Here is a 15,374-nt window from a genome sequence, read left to right on the forward strand (position 1 = left end):
GGCATCACAGAGACACCGAGCCCACCACTCGTGCACCGAACGTGTCAACGACAGTGACTCCAGTGACGGAATTGCCCCGATCTCCGGGTTGCTTTCCGGGGCAGAATGTGACCAGAGACACGTTCACCGATCTGAGACGTCTGTCCTCGCGTCCACTGGGTAGGGCTGCACCAACCCGCAAGCCACCGACCTGCAAGCAGCCAACCTGCGAGCCGTGCTCGACCGTGCTGACCAAGGAGACCCCGTGACTGCACCGGCACACCTTCCGCTTCCCGCCCAGTCCAAACCCGTGGCGGAGCCGTCCATCACGCCCCTGGTGGAGTCTTCCGCCGAGTCCGACACCCCGCACGTGTGCGCCTTCAGCGCCGAGGGCACCTGCGCCGAGGCGCCGCTCACCAGCGAGCCGCCGCTGCCCGACGCCGAGCCCCTCACCAGCGAGTCGCCCTTCGCCGACGCGATGCCGCTGACCAGCGAGTCCTCGCCCGAACTCACGGCAGTGGTGCCCGAGCAGGGCACCGCGTCGTTCGCCGTCCCGGAACCCACGAGGTCCTAGATGACAGCTGCCCGGCCGGCCGAGCCCCCCGCCGAGGACCTGTCCCGGCTCGCCGCACTGCACGGCGTCGCCACCTCCTACAGTCCGTCCCCGGACCGTACGGTCGCGGCCTCGGCCACCGCCGTCACCCTCGCTCTGGCGGCCCTCGGCGTCGACGCCGGCAGCCCGCAGGCCGTGCGCGCCGCGCTCGCCGCCCGCGAGGCGGAGCTGCGCACGCGCCTGCTGCCGCCGACCGTGGTCCGCTGGAGCGACGGCGGCGTCCCGGCCGCCCTGGCCGGGCTGCCCGAGGGCACCCGGCTGAGCATCGACACCGAGCAGGGCGAGACCCGCACCGACCCCGGGGACCTGCCGGCCGGCGTGCACCGGCTGACCGCCACCGCCCCCGACGGGCGCGTCGGCCGCTGCCACCTCGTCGTCGCCCCGGCCCGGCTGCCCGCGCCGGCCGGACGCTCGTACGGGCTGCTCGTCCAGCTCTACTCCCTCCTGTCCCGCCGTTCCTGGGGCATGGGCGACCTCGGTGACCTCGGCGAGCTGTCCGCCTGGGCCGGCCGCTCCCTCGGCGCCGGATTCGTGCAGGTCAACCCGCTGCACGCGGCCGTACCCGGCGCCCCCACCGACCCCTCTCCGTACCGGCCCTCCTCCCGCCGCTTCCCCGACCCCGTCCACCTGCGCGTCGAGGACATCCCCGAGTTCGCGCACGTCGACGACCGCGACCGCGTGCACACCCTGCTGGAGCGGGCCGGGCGGCTGCGCGAGGCGGTGCTGGAGAAGGACGCCCTGATCGACCGCGACGCGGTGTGGGAGCTGAAGCGCGAGGCGCTGGAACTGGTCTGCGAGGTTCCGCTCGGACCCGGCCGCCGCGCCGCCTACTGCGACTATCTCGCCGCCCAGGGCCAGGCCCTGGAAGACCACGCCACCTGGTGCGCCCTCGCCGAGGTGCACGGCTCCGACTGGCACCGCTGGCCCGCCGGGCTCCAGGACCCGGGCTCCGCCGAGACCGCCCGCGCCCGCGCGCGGCTGATGGACCGCATCGACTTCCACAGCCGGCTCGCCTGGCTCACCGAGTCCCAGCTCGCCGCCGCCCAGCGCACCGCCCGCGAGTCGGGGATGCCGGTCGGGATCGTGCACGACCTGGCGGTCGGCGTGCACCCCGGCGGCGCCGACGCCTGGGCGCAGCGCGACCACTTCGCCGCGGGCATGTCGGTGGGTGCTCCGCCGGACGCCTTCAACGCCCGCGGCCAGGACTGGGGGCTGCCGCCCTGGCGCCCCGACCGGCTCGCCGAGTCCGGCTACGCCCCCTTCCGCGGCCTCCTGCGCGCCCTGTTCCGCTACGCGGGCGCGCTGCGCATCGACCACGTGATGGGCCTGTTCCGGCTGTGGTGGGTCCCGCACGGCCACCCGCCCACCGAGGGCACCTACGTCCGCTACGACGCCGAGGCCATGCTCGCCGTCCTGGTCCTGGAGGCCTCCCGCGCCGGGGCCGTGGTGATCGGCGAGGACCTCGGCACCGTCGAGCCCGGCGTCCGCGAGACGCTGCGCGAGCGCGGGGTGCTCGGCACGTCGGTGCTGTGGTTCGAACGCGACTGGGAGGGCGACGGGCGCCCCCTGCCGCCCGAGAGCTGGCGCGCCGACTGCCTGGCCACCGCGACCACCCACGACCTGCCGCCCACCGCCGCCCGCCTCACCGGCGAGCACGTCGAACTCCGCGCTGGTCTCGGACTGCTCACCCGTCCGGCGGAGGAGGAACGGGCGGAGGCGGCGGCGGACACGGCGGAGTGGCTCGACCTGCTCGCCCGCCTCGGCCTGCTGCAGGGCACCGGCGGCGGCACCGGCACGGCCGCCGAGGAGGCCGAGGTCCAGGCCCTCCACCGCTATCTGCTGGCCACCCCCGCCCGCATGGTCGGCATCTGGCTCCCCGACGGGGTCGGCGACCGCCGCCCGCAGAACCTCCCCGGCACCTGGGACCAGTACCCGAACTGGCGCCTGCCGATCGCCGACGCCGAGGGCCGCCCGATGACGCTGGAGGACCTGGCCGCCTCGCCACGTCTGCGCGCACTGATCGAGGCGGTGCGGGACTGAACACCGGGGGCCTTACACCGGGGGCCTTCGCCTTCCCGGCCCGCCTTGACGTGGCCTGTCCGGCACTCGACCGCAAGGCGTGGGCCGGGCCCACCCAGCCCGTCCGGCGTTGGAGGACGAGGCCGTTCAGGCCGGAGCGGGGGCCCGGGGGCGGCAGCCCCCGGAACGACGGCCACACCGATGCCGAGCACCGGACAGCCCGGGCAGAGCCCAATACGGCACCCCGGCCGCGCATCGCCGACCGCCGTGAACTAACTTTGGCACCGTGGACAAGAACAACGCCCTGCGCGCCGGCACCCTGGCGGCCGGTACGACGCTGATGATGCTGCTCATGTCGTCCCCCGCGCTCGCGCTGACCCGCGACGACGGTGACGACCCCGGCACGGGCCTGAGCGTCATCGAGACGCTGGGCCTGTTCGTGTTCGCCCCGATCGTGCTGTTCCTGGTCATCGCGGGCCTCACCCTGGTCCTCGACCGGTCCAAGCCGGAGCACCGGGTGACCAGCCGCAACGTCAAGACCAAGGAGACGGTGAAGGCCGACGCCAAGGCCTGACGGACGTCTCCCTCCCGGAACCCGGGAGGCCCGCGCTTCACCGAGGGCGCCGGCCCCGCCGCACGTACGCGCAGCTGCCGTACGCGGGCGAGGCCGGCGCCCTCGGCATGTCCTCGGGCGGTGCGCGTCACGGGTTCGGCGCGGTCAGATAGCGCTGGAGCGTGGGGGCCACCCACGCCACGACCTCCTCGCGGGCCAGCGCCACGGCCGGCGGCAACCGCAGCACGTACCGGGTGAGCGCCAGCCCGAGGAGCTGCGCCGCCACGAGCGCGGCCCGCGCCGGGGCCTGTTCGGGGTCGGGGCACACCTGCCGGGCGACCGGCAGCACCTGGTCGCGGAAGACGCCCTGGGTGCGCTCGGCCCCGGCGCGGTTCGCGGCGCCCACCCGCAGCAGGGCCGTGAGCACCTCGTTCTCCTCCCACATGGCGAGGAAGTGCCGCACCAGGGCCTCGCCGACCTCCGCGCGGGGCAGTGCGGACAGGTCGGGGAGCTTCAGGTCGACGGTGACGACCGCCGCGAAGAGGCCCTCCTTGTTGCCGTAGTAGCGCATCACCATCGAGGGGTCGATGTTCGCGTCCCGCGCGATGGCCCGGATGGTGGCCCGCTCGTACCCGTCCGCGGCGAAGCGCTCGCGGGCCGCTTCGAGGATGGCGGCGCGGGTGGCGTCGGAGCGGCGGGAGGCCGACTGGGGCGTCTGAGACATGCCCACAAGCGTATGCCTACAGCCGTTGGCCAACAAGCGTTGACGCCTGCCGTCGCTACCCCTACGGTGACAACAAGCGTTGGCAAACGGGCGTTGGCGAACGAGTGTTGGCGAACGACCGTTGGCAAGCCAAGTGTCGGCACCGCAAGGAGGCCCCAGATGAACGGCACGCACGGTACGAACGGCACGCACGACAACGGCACCCCGGACCGCAGCGCCCCGGGCCGCGACACCCCCGGCTCCGTCATCGTCGTCGGCTCCGGCCCCACCGGGCTCCTGCTGGCCGGCGACCTGGCCGCCGCCGGCGTGCCCGTCACCGTCGTCGAGAAGCGCCCCCACCGGATCAGCAACCTCTCCCGCGCCTTCGCCCTGCACGCCCGCACCCTCGAACAGCTCGACGCCCGCGCCCTCGCCTACGAACTGGAGGCCGTGGGCCGCCCCCTCGACCGCCTCCGCCTCTTCGGCCGGCTCACCGTCGACCTCCGCACCCTCCCCTCCCGCTTCCGGCACGTCCTCGTCATCCCGCAGTACGAGGTCGAGAAGGCCCTGGAGCGGCGCGCGGTGGAGGCCGGCGTCGACTTCCGCCACGAGACCGCCGTGACCGGGCTGGAGCAGGACACGGACGGCGTGACCGTCGAGGTCCGGGGACCCGGCGGGCGGACGGAGGCGCTGCGGGCGGCGTACGTCGTCGGCGCCGACGGGATGCGCAGCACCGTGCGTGACGCGGTCGGACTGCCCTTCCCGGGCCACTCCGTCATCCGGTCCGTCGTGCTCGCCGACGTGAAGCTCGCCGAGCCGCCCGGGACGCTGCTCACCGTCAACGCGGTCGGGGACGCCTTCGCCTTCGTGGCGCCGTTCGGCGACGGCTACCACCGGGTGGTCGGCTGGCACCGGGGCCGCAACGTCCCCGACAGCGAGCCGGTCGACCTGGCGGAGATCAAGGAGATCACCCGCCTCGCCCTGGGCCGGGACTTCGGGATGCACGACCCCCGCTGGATGTCCCGCTTCCACAGTGACGAACGCCAGGCGCCCGCCTACCGGGTGGGCCGCGTCTTCCTCGCCGGCGACGCGGCGCACGTGCACACCCCGGCCGGCGGCCAGGGCATGAACACCGGGCTCCAGGACGCGGCCAACCTGAGCTGGAAGCTGGCGGCCGTGCTGCACGGCCACGCGGCGCCCGCCCTCCTCGACACCTACCAGGCCGAGCGCCATCCCATCGGCCGGGCGGTGCTGCGCAGCAGCGGCGGCATCGTGCGCCTCGCCATGGCCAAGCGCCCCTGGACGCGGGCGCTGCGGGCGACGGTCACCACCCTGCTGAACCAGGTGGGCCCGGCCCGCCGCCGGGCGGCCGGCCAGATCACCGGCATCGGCTACCGGTACGCCGCCCCCCGGGGCGCCCACCCCCTCACCGGCACCCGCGCCCCGGACGTGGCCCTCGCGGGCGGCGGCCGGCTCTACGAGGCGCTGCGCGGCGGCCGGTTCGTGCTGATCGCGCCGGACGGTTACGCGGCCGACGAGGGCGCCGCCCGCAAGGACCGGCTCGCCGTGGAGCGTTGGGCGAGCGCCCGGCGTACGGCGCTGCTGGTGCGGCCCGACGGCTACGTGGCCTGGGCGGCGGACGCCGCGGACGGCCCGGCGATCGAGGCGGTCCTCGTGGCCCACGTGGGCTGACGCCCTCCCGCCCTCCCGCCCTCCCGCCCTTACGCCCTCCCGCCCTTACGCCCTCGCGCTCTCCAGCCCTCGCGCCCTCGCGCTCTTGCGGGGTCGAGCGGGACGCCTAGCGCTCGCTCGCGGACAGCAGGTCACGCAGCAGGCCGGCCAACTGGCCGGCCTGTTCGGCGTCGAGGGCGGACAGCGCCTCGGTCTGCACGGCGAGGCCCGCGCCGACCGCCTCGTCGACCAGCTCCAGCCCCTTCTCGGTGAGCGTGACCCGCAGTCCCCGGCGGTCGTGCGGGTCGGGGGAGCGGCGCAGCAGGCCGGCGCGCTCCAGCTTGTCGAGGCGGCCGGTCATGCCACCGGTGGTGAGCATCAGGGTCGCTGACAGCTGCCGGGGGGAGAGGGCGTACGGCTCGCCGGAGCGGCGCAGCGTCGCCAGGACGTCGAACTCCCCGCGGGAGATCCCGAAGCGCGCGTAGGTCCTGTCGATCCGGTCGCCCATCGCGCGGGTGATCCGGTAGATGCGGCCGAAGACCTCCATGGCGGTGGTGTCGAGGTCGGGCCGGACCGCCGCCCATTGGCCCACGATCGCGTCGACCGGGTCCCGGTACTGCTCGGACTGCTGCTCGGGGCGCTCACTCATGGGACGAGTATCTGCCGACGTCGGGTCGGCCGCAAGAAAGTAGCTTGACGAAAAGTAGCTTAGAGCTAAGCTACTTTCTACTGACCTACTTCGGTCGGCCCACTCCCTCCCGAAGGGACCACCCATGGTCGCGAGCCGCCCCGCCCTCATCGCCCTGACCGCCCTCGCCCCCGTCTCCTGGGGCACCACCTACGCCGTCACCACCGAGTTCCTCCCGCCCGACCGTCCCCTGTTCACCGGGCTGATGCGGGCGCTGCCCGCCGGGCTGCTGCTGCTCGCCCTCGCCCGGGTGCTGCCGCGCGGCGTCTGGTGGGCGAAGGCGGCGGTGCTCGGCGCGCTGAACATCGGCGCCTTCTTCCCGCTGCTGTTCCTGTCCGCCTACCGCCTGCCCGGCGGCCTCGCCGCGGTCGTCGGCTCGGCCGGCCCGCTGGTCGTCGTCGGGCTCTCGGCGCTGCTGCTGGGGCAGCGGCCCACCCTGCGCTCCGTCCTCACCGGCGTCGTCGCCGCCTTCGGCGTCAGTCTGGTCGTCCTGAAGGCGGCCGGGGCGCTGGACGCGGTCGGCGTGCTGGCGGCCCTCGCCTCCACGGTCTCCATGTCGACCGGCACCGTGCTCACCAAGCGGTGGGGCCGTCCCGAGGGTGTCGGTCCGCTCGCGCTCACCGGCTGGCAGCTCACCGCGGGCGGTCTGCTCATCGCGCCGATCGCCCTGCTCGTCGAGGGCGCGCCGCCCGCGCTGGACGCCCCGGCGGTCGGCGGCTACCTCTACCTCGCCGTGGCGAACACGGCGATCGCGTACTGGCTCTGGTTCCAGGGCATCGGCCGGCTCACCGCCACCCAGGTCACCTTCCTCGGGCCCCTGTCGCCGCTGACCGCGGCGGTCGTCGGCTGGGCGGCGCTCGGCGAGGCGCTGACGCCGGTGCAGCTGGCGGGCATGGCCCTGGCCTTCGGGGCGACGGTCGTGGGCCAGCTGACGGCGCGCCCGGCGCGGGCGCAGGCGGGGGTGCAGGCGCAGGCGCGGGTGCGGGAGCAGGAGCAGGAGCGGGCGCAGGTGGGCCGACCGTTCAGTTCTCCTGAAGGGAATGGTCGTAAAGATTCGATGGACCTGACAGGTGCGGCGGTGCGACGGTAGGTCCACGGCGATCACCGACCACCAGCGAAAGGACCTCCGTGCCCGTAGTCCACGACCGGACCACACCCCCCGCCACCACTTCCGCCACCACCTCCGCCACCCCGAGGGCGACGGCTCCCGTCGCCCTCGGGGTCGCGCTCGCCGCCCTCGCGACCCTCGTCTGGTCCGGCAGCTTCGTCACCTCGCGCGCCCTCGGCGACAGCGTGCCGCCCGTCCAGCACGCGTTCTGGCGCTGGGTGGTCGCGCTGGCCGCCGTCGCCCCGTTCGGCGCCCGGCAGGCCTGGCGGCAACGGGCCCTGATCCGCCGTCACCTCGGCTTCGTGCTCCTCGTCGCGCTGCTCGGCGTGGCCACCTACAACACCCTCGTGAACCAGGCCGGGGTCACCACGCCCGCCGCCAACATGGGCATGATCATGGCCGCCTCGCCGGTGCTGATGGCGGTGTTCGAGCGGGCGGGCGGCGTCCGTCTCGGCGCCCGCCGCGTCGCCGGGCTGCTCGTCGCCTGCACGGGTGTCCTGCTGCTCGTCGGCGGCGCGGGCGCGGTCGGCCTCGCGGCCGGCGACCTGTGGATGATCGCCGCCGCCTGCTGCTTCGGCTCCTACAGCGCGCTGCTGCGCCGCAGGCCCGCCGAACTGGGCGGTGCCGCCCTCCTCTTCACGACCTTCCTGCTCGGCACCCTGATGCTGCTGCCCGCGCAGGCCGTCAGCCTCACCGTCCAGGGCGGCTTCGCGCCGACACCCGGCACCGTCCTGCCCCTGCTCTACGTCGGCGTCGCCTCCTCCGCCCTGGCGTTCTTCGCCTGGAACAAGGCGATCGCCCTGATCGGCCCGACCCGCGCGGGCATCGTCTACTACCTCCAGCCCGTCTGCGTGGCCCTGCTGTCCTGGGCGCTGCTCGCCGAGCCGACCGGCTGGGCGCAGGCCGGCTGCATGGCGCTGATCCTGGGCGGCGTCATCCTCGGCGCGGGGTCGCGCAGGTGACGGCGAGGCCCCGCGGCTAGATTGCCGCCATGGCCGAGTGGGACATCAGGAAGCTTCAGATCCTGCGGACGCTGCGGGAGCGGGGGACGGTGACCGCGACGGCCGAGGCGCTGCGCATGACGCCGTCGGCGGTCTCCCAGCAGCTGACCAACCTGTCCCGGCAGCTGGGCGTCGAGCTGCTCCGGGCGCAGGGCCGGCGGGTCCGGCTGACGGACGCGGCCCGGCTGGTGCTGCGGCACGCCGAAGCGGTCTTCGAGCAACTGGAACGAGCGGATGCCGAGTTGGCCGCCTACCTGCACGGGGACGCCGGCGAGGTCCGGGTGGGGGCCTTCTCCACCGCCGTACCCGCGCTGGTCGTACCGGCCGTGACGGCGCTGCGGGCGGCGCACCCGGGTGTGTCGGTGCGGGTGCGGGAGGCGGAGGCGCAGGAGGCGTACGAACTGCTGGCGGCCGGGGAGGTGGACCTCGCGCTGTCACTGGCGGCCCAGGCGCCGACTGCGGCGGACCCGCGTTTCGCCCGGGTGCCGCTGCTCGCCGACCCGCTGGACGTCGCTCTGCCCCGCGACCACCCGCTGGCGTCCGCGGAGGGGCTGCGGCTGGCCGACCTGGCCGCCGAGCCGTGGATCTTCGGCGGCAGCGGGCCCTGGTCCGACATCACGCGCGCGGCGTGCGAGACGGCCGGGTTCCGGCCGCACCAGGGGCACGCGGCGGCCGGCTGGACGGCGATCCTCGCGATGGTCGAGGCGGGGATGGGGGTGGCGCTGGTCCCCCGGATGGCGGCGGTGCCCCGGGACGGGGTGGCGATGCGGGAGCTGACCGAGGACCGCCCGGTACGGCACGTGGTCGCGGCGGTGCGCAAGGGCGCCGGGGACGGGGCGGCGGTGGGCAGGGTGCTCGACGCGCTCCGCTCGGCGGCGCGGGCGTGAGAGACGGCCACGCGCCCCGCAGCGCCTGACCGCGGACACGCGCCCCGCGGAGCCTGAATGCGGCCACGCGCCCCGCGGAGTCCGAACGCGATCAGCTCCCGGCCCCGCGCCCCGGATACGACGGGGCGCCCGGCATCGCACCGGGCGCCCCGACAACGTACCGGCGGGCTGCCTACTCCGCCGCCGCGTCCGCCGCCTGGGCCCGCAGCGCGCGCTCCACGCCCGCGCGGGACTCGGAGACCAGGCGGCGCAGGGCCGCGTTCGGCTCGGCGGACGACAGCCAGGCGTCCGTCCGCTCCAGCGTCTCCCGCGACACCTGCACCGACGGGTACAGGCCGACGGCGATCTGCTGGGCCATCTCGTGCGAGCGGGACTCCCAGACGCCCTTGAGCACCTCGAAGTACTTCTCCGCGTACGGCTCCAGCAGCTCCCGCTGGTCGACCTGGACGAAGCCCGAGATCACCGCCTCCTGCACCGCGTTCGGCAGCTTGTCGGACTCCACGACCGAGGCCCACGCCTCCGCCTTGGCCTCCGGGGCCGGGCGGGCGGCCCGGGCCATGGCGGCGTGGCGCTCACCGGCGGCCGTCCGGTCCCGCTCGTACTCACCGCCGATCTCCGCCTCGTCGAACCGGCCCACCGCCGCGAGCCGCTGCACGAACGCCCAGCGCAGCTCGGTGTCGACGGCCAGCCCCTCGACCTGCTGGGAGCCGTCCAGCAGCCCCTCCAGCAGGTCCAGCTGCTCCGGCGTCCGCGCGGTCGCCGCGAAGGCCCGTGCCCAGGCCAGCTGGTGGTCGCTGCCCGGCGCGGCGGCGCGCAGGTGGGCCAGCGTGGCCTCGGTCCAGCGGGCGAGCAGCGCGTCGCGGGCGGCCGGGTCGGCGTACAGGTCGACGGCCAGCTTCACCTGGCGGTGCAGCGACTGCACCACCCCGATGTCGGACTCCTTGCCGATGCCGGACAGCACCAGGGAGAGGTAGTCGCGGGCGGCCAGTTCCGCGTCCCGGGTCATGTCCCAGGCCGACGCCCAGCACAGGGCGCGGGGGAAGGACTCCGCGAAGTCACCGAGGTGCTCGGTGACGAACGCCAGGGACTGCTCGTCCAGGCGGACCTTGGCGTAGGAGAGGTCGTCGTCGTTGAGCAGCACGACCGCCGGGCGGCGCTTGCCGACCAGCTGCGGTACGTCCGTCAGCTCGCCGTCGACGTCCAGCTCCAGGCGCTCGCCGCGCACCAGCCTGCCGCTCGGGTCGAGGTCGTAGCAGCCGACCGCGATGCGGTGCGGGCGCAGCGTCGGCTCGCCCTTGGCGCCGGCGGGGAGCGCCGGGGCCTCCTGGCGGACGGCGAAGGAGGTGATGGTGCCCTCGGTGTCCGTGTCGATCACCGGGCGCAGGACGTTGATGCCGGCCGTCTCCAGCCACGCCTTCGACCAGGTCTTCAGGTCCCGCCCGGAGGTCTCCTCCAGGGCGCCCAGCAGGTCCGACAGCCGGGTGTTGCCGTACGCGTGGCGCTTGAAGTAGGCCTGCACGCCCCGGAAGAACTCGTCCTCGCCGACGTAGGCGACCAGCTGCTTCAGCACGGAGGCGCCCTTGGCGTACGTGATGCCGTCGAAGTTGACGAGCACGTCGTCCAGGTCGCTGATGTCCGCCATGATCGGGTGGGTGGACGGCAGCTGGTCCTGGCGGTAGGCCCAGGTCTTCATGGAGTTGGCGAACGTCGTCCACGAGTGCGGCCAGCGCGAGCCGGGCGCCGCCGCCTGGCAGGCGATGGACGTGTAGGTGGCGAACGACTCGTTCAGCCACAGGTCGTTCCACCACTCCATGGTCACGAGGTCGCCGAACCACATGTGGGCCAGCTCGTGCAGGATGGTCTCCGCGCGCATCTCGTACGCCGCGTCCGTCACCTTCGACCGGAAGACGTACTGGTCCCGGATGGTGACCGCGCCCGCGTTCTCCATCGCGCCCGCGTTGAACTCGGGCACGAACAGCTGGTCGTACTTCTCGAACGGGTACGCGTAGTCGAACTTCTCCTGGAACCACTCGAAGCCCTGCCGGGTCACCTCGAAGATGGCGTCCGAGTCGAGGTGCTCGGCGAGCGAGGGACGGCAGTAGATGCCGAGCGGCACGGACTGGCCGTCCTTCTCGTACACGCTGTGCACGGAGTGGTACGGGCCGACGATCAGCGCCGTGATGTACGTCGAGATGCGCGGCGTCGGCTCGAACACCCAGACGTTGTCCCGGGGCTCGGGGGTGGGGGAGTTGGAGACGACGGTCCAGCCCTCGGGCGCCTTGACGGTGAACTGGAAGGTCGCCTTCAGGTCCGGCTGCTCGAAGCTCGCGAACACCCGGCGGGCGTCCGGCACCTCGAACTGGGTGTACAGGTAGGCCTGGTCGTCGACCGGGTCGACGAACTTGTGCAGGCCCTCACCGGTGTTGGTGTAGGCGCAGTCGGCGACGACACGGAGGATGTTGCGCCCCGGCAGCAGGCCGGGCAGGGCGATCCGGGAGTCCGCGAACACCTCGCCGGGGTCCAGCGAGTCCCCGTTGAGGGTGACTTCGTGGACGGTCGGGGCCACCAGGTCGATGAAGGACTCCACCCCGTTCCCGGCCCCGCTCTCCGCGCCGTCCCGCGCGACGTCGAAGCGCACGGTGGTCACGGACCGGAAGGTGTCGCCCTCCTGCGCGCCGGAGAGGTCGAGATCGATCTCGTACGAGTCAACGGTGAGCAGCTTCGCCCGCCGCTGCGCTTCTTCGCGAGTCAGGTTTGTGCCAGGCACGCGGTCATCTCCTCGTGATGTGTCGGTGGCGTCATCCTTCCACGGCCACGGTGCCGAACGCGATGTCCGTTTCCCGCCGGTCAGCGCGGCCGCCGGGCCCCAGCGTGGGGTGCATGACCCACACGTACACAGCGGACCCCGTCCCGGCGCGGACGCTGAAGGAACTGCGACACGTCGACGACGCGGGACGCCCGGCGGTCGCCGCGACGGACCGGGAGGGCGGGGCGCCCCTGCGCTGCTGTCTCCGGCGCAGCGCGCCGGGGGAGCGGATCGCCCTGGTGTCGTACGCGCCGCTGCGCCGCCGGGCGCGGGAGACCGGCACCGGCCCCGGGGCCTACGACGAGCAGGGCCCCGTCTTCATCCACGCCGGGGAGTGCCCCGGCCCGGCCGGGGAGGCGCTGCCCTTCACCGACGCCCACCGGGTGCTCCGCCGCTACTCCGCCGAGGGCCGCATCCTCGGCGGCCGGCTGGTCGGCCCCGGCCCCTTCGAACCCGCCCTCGCCGAGGCGTTCGCCGACCCGTCCGTGGCACTCGTCCACGTCCGGGCCGTGGAGTACGGCTGCTTCCTGTACGAGGTGCGCCGGCCCCAGGGCCCGCCCGGCCGAACCTAGTGGCTCGTCACGCGACCTCGGCCGGGTACTCGAGCCGTGGTCGGCGAGAGGTTTTGCCAAACGGTCGACCATCGATCGTCCCTGCTCAGATAGCTTTCCGGCATCCGTTGAAGGTGATGAGCGGGCTGCTTGCGCCCTGGTGGAAGCAGCTTGCTGGGAGGCATGTGATGAGTTCGATCAACGTCGTGGAGACAGCGGCCACGCTGCCGGCTGCCTGGAGCTCCCACTCCTTGGGAGAGGTAGGGGCGGCCTGTGTGAAAGTCCTCCGTATGGACAGCAGCCCGGTCCGGGAAGAGACTCACCGAGCTGATGAGGTGCTGCTGGTGCTCGACGGGCGGCTGGAACTGCTGGTGGAGGGCATCAAGGTCGCCGTGGAGACAGGCGAGATGTACCGGGTGCCGGCAGGTGCTCGACACGCGGTCGGCCCGGGTAGCCGCGGCACATTGGTGATCGTGGAGGAACCTGGGGCGTGAACGCGCTCACCCGGCCCGGGCCGGGTAATCGGTCCAGGCGCGGATCGGTGAGCCGGGAGCGAAGTTCGCCCTCGGCTCGGCGCGGGCATGGCGCGGCCGTCGCGGAGGCGTCCGGTTCCGCCGCCACCGCCCGCGCGAAGGCTCGGACCGTCTCCGTCTCCCGGTCCCGGTGCCACACCAGGCCGAGGGCCGACTCGGGCAGGCCCTCGACGGGGACGAAGACGACGTCCTCCCGGCGGTGGTGGTCGGCCGTGGGCCGGCACAGCAGCAGGCCGCCGCGCCCGGCCGCGACCAGGCTCAGCCCCTCCTGGAGGGTCGTCACCTCGGGCCCGGACAGGTCTCCGGGGGCCTGCACCGCCCGCCAGTACGCGGGCGCCGGGGGAGCGGGCCGGACCAGCGGCACGGCGGCCAGCTCGGCGACGGTGACCGAAGGACGGCCCGCGAACGGGTGGCCCGCGCGGACGGCGACCGTCTGCTGCCGCAAGGAGAAGACCGGGCCCAGCACCAGGTCCCGCTCCTCGACCGGCAGCAGCACGACGGACGCGTCCACCACCCCGTCCCGCACCGCACCGAACGGGTCCGCGAGCGGGATCTCCACCAGCTCCGTCCCGCACCCCGGATACGCGGCCTGGAACGCGGTCACCGCCCGCACCAGCCGGGCGTCCGCCGTCCCCTGGAAACCGATCCGCAGCGTGCCCCCGACGCCCCGCGCCGCCGCCCGCGCGCCCTCCACCGCCGCGGCCAGCGCGTCGTAGGCCGGGCGCAGGTCGGCGAGGAACCGCTCGCCGAGCGGGGTGAGCGTCACCCGGCGGCTGGTGCGGTGCACCAGCGTCGCTCCGATCCGCCGCTCCAGCGACCGCAGCAGCTGGCTCACCCGGCTCTGCGAGACGAACAGCCGCTCTCCCGCCCGGCCGAAGTGCCGCTCCTCGGCGAGCACCAGGAAGCATTCCAGTTCGCGTGTCTCCAGCCCGGCCACGGCCGATGACCTCCCGCCCGACGATCGAATGAGTCCCGCTCATGCAAGGCTGAGGACTTCGCCGTTGTTCCCGGCGCCCCGCCGCCGAAGGGTGGAGGGCATGTCCTCCATGACCACCGACCCTGCCTCCCACGGCACCTCACCCGCCGACGCCCCCCGTCGCCCGTGGGCCGCCGTGCTCGCCGTCGCCGCCGCCACCTTCGCGGTCGTCACCACCGAGATGCTCCCCGTCGGCCTGCTCACCTCGCTCGGCACCGGCCTCGGCGTCTCGCCCGGCACCGCGGGCCTGGCCGTCACCCTGCCCGGCCTGGTCGCCGCGGCCGCCGCGCTGCTGCTGCCGGTGGCCGTGCGCCGCGCCGGCCGGCGCACGGTGCTGTGCGTGCTGCTGCTCCTGCTCGCCGCCGCCGACCTGCTGTGCGCGCTCGCCGGCGACTTCACCGTCCTGCTCGCCGCCCGCGCCGTCGTCGGCGTGTGCATCGGCGGGGTGTGGGCGGTGGCCGCGGGGCTCGCCGTACGGCTGGTCCCCGGGGCCTCGGTCGGCCGGGCCACCTCGGTGATCTTCAGCGGGATCGCGGTGGCGTCGGTGCTCGGCGTGCCCGCGGGCACCTTCCTCGGGGACCTGGCGGGCTGGCGGTGGGCGTTCGCCGCGCTGGCCGGGCTCGCGCTGGCCGTGGCGGGCGCGCTGGCGCTCGCGCTGCCGCCGCTCCCCGCCGACCGGCCGGTACGGCCCGGCGCCTTCGCGCGGCTGCTGCGCGTGCCCCGCTTCTCCCGCGGCCTGCTCGCGGTGGCCCTCCTGGTCACCGGCCACTTCGCCGCGTACACCTACGTCCGGCCCGTCCTCGAACGCGTCCCCGGCACCGGAGCCGGCCAGATCAGCGCCCTGCTCCTCGGCTACGGCCTGGCGGGCGTCGCCGGCACCTTCACGCTGGGCGCGCTGGCCGCCCGCGACCCGCGCCGGGCGCTGCTCACCGTCAGCGCCGGGATCGGCGCGGCCGTCGCCCTGCTGGCGCCGTCCGGCGGCTCGTTCGCCGCGTCGGCCGCGCTGCTCGCGGTGTGGGGCGTGCTGTACGGGGGTGTCTCGGTGTCCGCGCAGAACTGGCTGGCGGCCGCCGCACCGGGCGCCCGGGAGGCGGCGTCGGGCCTGTTCGCGGGCGTGTTCAACGCGGCGATCGCGCTCGGCGCGTTCACCGGCGGCCGGATCGCGGACGGGCCGGGGCTGCCGTACGTGCTGGGCGCGGGCGCCGGGCTGGCCCTGCTCGCGCTGGCCGCCGTCGCGTACGCCGGACACGCGGCTGGGGCGGCCACCGCCATGCGGTGACCGCCCC

13 protein-coding genes and 1 pseudogene are annotated in these 15,374 nt (G+C 74.6%); 10 read left to right on the forward strand and 4 right to left on the reverse strand.

What is annotated here, in order from left to right; all coding sequences use genetic code 11:
- Positions 1 to 244 precede the first annotated feature (244 nt).
- The 3 genes from ACLGIH_RS22600 to ACLGIH_RS22610 all read left to right on the forward strand — a co-directional run bounded on the left by ACLGIH_RS22600 (position 245) and on the right by ACLGIH_RS22610 (position 3,185).
- On the forward strand, positions 245 to 553 hold the full coding sequence (locus tag ACLGIH_RS22600; protein ID WP_416527086.1) for a hypothetical protein: 309 nt from the start codon (positions 245 to 247) through the stop codon (positions 551 to 553).
- On the forward strand, positions 554 to 2,632 hold the full coding sequence (malQ, locus tag ACLGIH_RS22605) for a 4-alpha-glucanotransferase (protein WP_416527087.1): 2,079 nt from the start codon (positions 554 to 556) through the stop codon (positions 2,630 to 2,632).
- A 265-nt stretch (positions 2,633 to 2,897) separates the two neighbouring features.
- Complete coding sequence (locus tag ACLGIH_RS22610; protein WP_416527088.1) at positions 2,898 to 3,185, forward strand: hypothetical protein; 288 nt, start codon at positions 2,898 to 2,900, stop codon at positions 3,183 to 3,185.
- A gap of 127 nt (positions 3,186 to 3,312) precedes the next feature.
- On the opposite strand, the gene ACLGIH_RS22615 is transcribed toward ACLGIH_RS22610, so the two are convergent.
- Positions 3,313 to 3,888 carry a TetR/AcrR family transcriptional regulator gene (locus tag ACLGIH_RS22615; protein ID WP_416527089.1) on the reverse strand — a complete coding sequence of 192 codons (576 nt, stop codon included), beginning with the start codon at positions 3,886 to 3,888 and terminating at the stop codon, positions 3,313 to 3,315.
- A gap of 159 nt (positions 3,889 to 4,047) precedes the next feature.
- Between ACLGIH_RS22615 and ACLGIH_RS22620 the strand changes: the two genes are divergently transcribed.
- Positions 4,048 to 5,559: an FAD-dependent monooxygenase gene (locus ACLGIH_RS22620; protein WP_416527090.1), complete on the forward strand. Its 1,512-nt coding sequence runs from the start codon at positions 4,048 to 4,050 to the stop codon at positions 5,557 to 5,559.
- 106 nt (positions 5,560 to 5,665) lie between these two features.
- On the opposite strand, the gene ACLGIH_RS22625 is transcribed toward ACLGIH_RS22620, so the two are convergent.
- Positions 5,666 to 6,187 (reverse strand): MarR family winged helix-turn-helix transcriptional regulator, encoded by a 522-nt coding sequence (locus tag ACLGIH_RS22625; protein WP_416527091.1) that lies wholly within the window; start codon positions 6,185 to 6,187, stop codon positions 5,666 to 5,668.
- Between the two features lie 124 nt (positions 6,188 to 6,311).
- On the opposite strand from ACLGIH_RS22625, the gene ACLGIH_RS22630 reads away from it, so the two are divergent.
- The 3 genes from ACLGIH_RS22630 to ACLGIH_RS22640 are packed head-to-tail and all read left to right on the forward strand — an operon-like array spanning position 6,312 to position 9,222.
- Positions 6,312 to 7,316 (forward strand): EamA family transporter, encoded by a 1,005-nt coding sequence (locus ACLGIH_RS22630; RefSeq protein WP_416527092.1) that lies wholly within the window; start codon positions 6,312 to 6,314, stop codon positions 7,314 to 7,316.
- Positions 7,317 to 7,354: 38 nt separating this feature from the next.
- A complete protein-coding gene (locus ACLGIH_RS22635) occupies positions 7,355 to 8,296 on the forward strand; it encodes a DMT family transporter (RefSeq protein WP_416527093.1) in 942 nt (313 codons plus the stop codon).
- Positions 8,297 to 8,325: 29 nt separating this feature from the next.
- Positions 8,326 to 9,222 carry a LysR family transcriptional regulator gene (locus tag ACLGIH_RS22640; protein WP_416527094.1) on the forward strand — a complete coding sequence of 299 codons (897 nt, stop codon included), beginning with the start codon at positions 8,326 to 8,328 and terminating at the stop codon, positions 9,220 to 9,222.
- A 172-nt stretch (positions 9,223 to 9,394) separates the two neighbouring features.
- On the opposite strand, the gene pepN is transcribed toward ACLGIH_RS22640, so the two are convergent.
- A complete protein-coding gene (pepN, locus tag ACLGIH_RS22645) occupies positions 9,395 to 11,989 on the reverse strand; it encodes an aminopeptidase N (RefSeq protein WP_416527095.1) in 2,595 nt (864 codons plus the stop codon).
- A 113-nt stretch (positions 11,990 to 12,102) separates the two neighbouring features.
- Between pepN and ACLGIH_RS22650 the strand changes: the two genes are divergently transcribed.
- Positions 12,103 to 12,600 carry a DUF1203 domain-containing protein gene (locus ACLGIH_RS22650; protein ID WP_416527096.1) on the forward strand — a complete coding sequence of 166 codons (498 nt, stop codon included), beginning with the start codon at positions 12,103 to 12,105 and terminating at the stop codon, positions 12,598 to 12,600.
- Between the two features lie 269 nt (positions 12,601 to 12,869).
- Positions 12,870 to 13,073, forward strand: a complete 204-nt coding sequence (locus ACLGIH_RS22655) for a cupin domain-containing protein (RefSeq protein ID WP_416527097.1) — start codon at positions 12,870 to 12,872, stop codon at positions 13,071 to 13,073.
- A 121-nt stretch (positions 13,074 to 13,194) separates the two neighbouring features.
- Here ACLGIH_RS22655 and ACLGIH_RS22660 read toward each other — a convergent pair.
- Positions 13,195 to 14,049 (reverse strand): annotated as a pseudogene (locus ACLGIH_RS22660) (LysR family transcriptional regulator); the annotation flags it as partial.
- Positions 14,050 to 14,158: 109 nt separating this feature from the next.
- Here ACLGIH_RS22660 and ACLGIH_RS22665 point away from each other — a divergent pair.
- Positions 14,159 to 15,367: an MFS transporter gene (locus ACLGIH_RS22665; RefSeq protein WP_416527098.1), complete on the forward strand. Its 1,209-nt coding sequence runs from the start codon at positions 14,159 to 14,161 to the stop codon at positions 15,365 to 15,367.
- Positions 15,368 to 15,374: the final 7 nt, after the last annotated feature.

The sequence above is a fragment of the Streptomyces hamibioticus genome, assembly GCF_047946815.1.
Classification (GTDB): Bacteria; Actinomycetota; Actinomycetes; order Streptomycetales; family Streptomycetaceae; genus Streptomyces.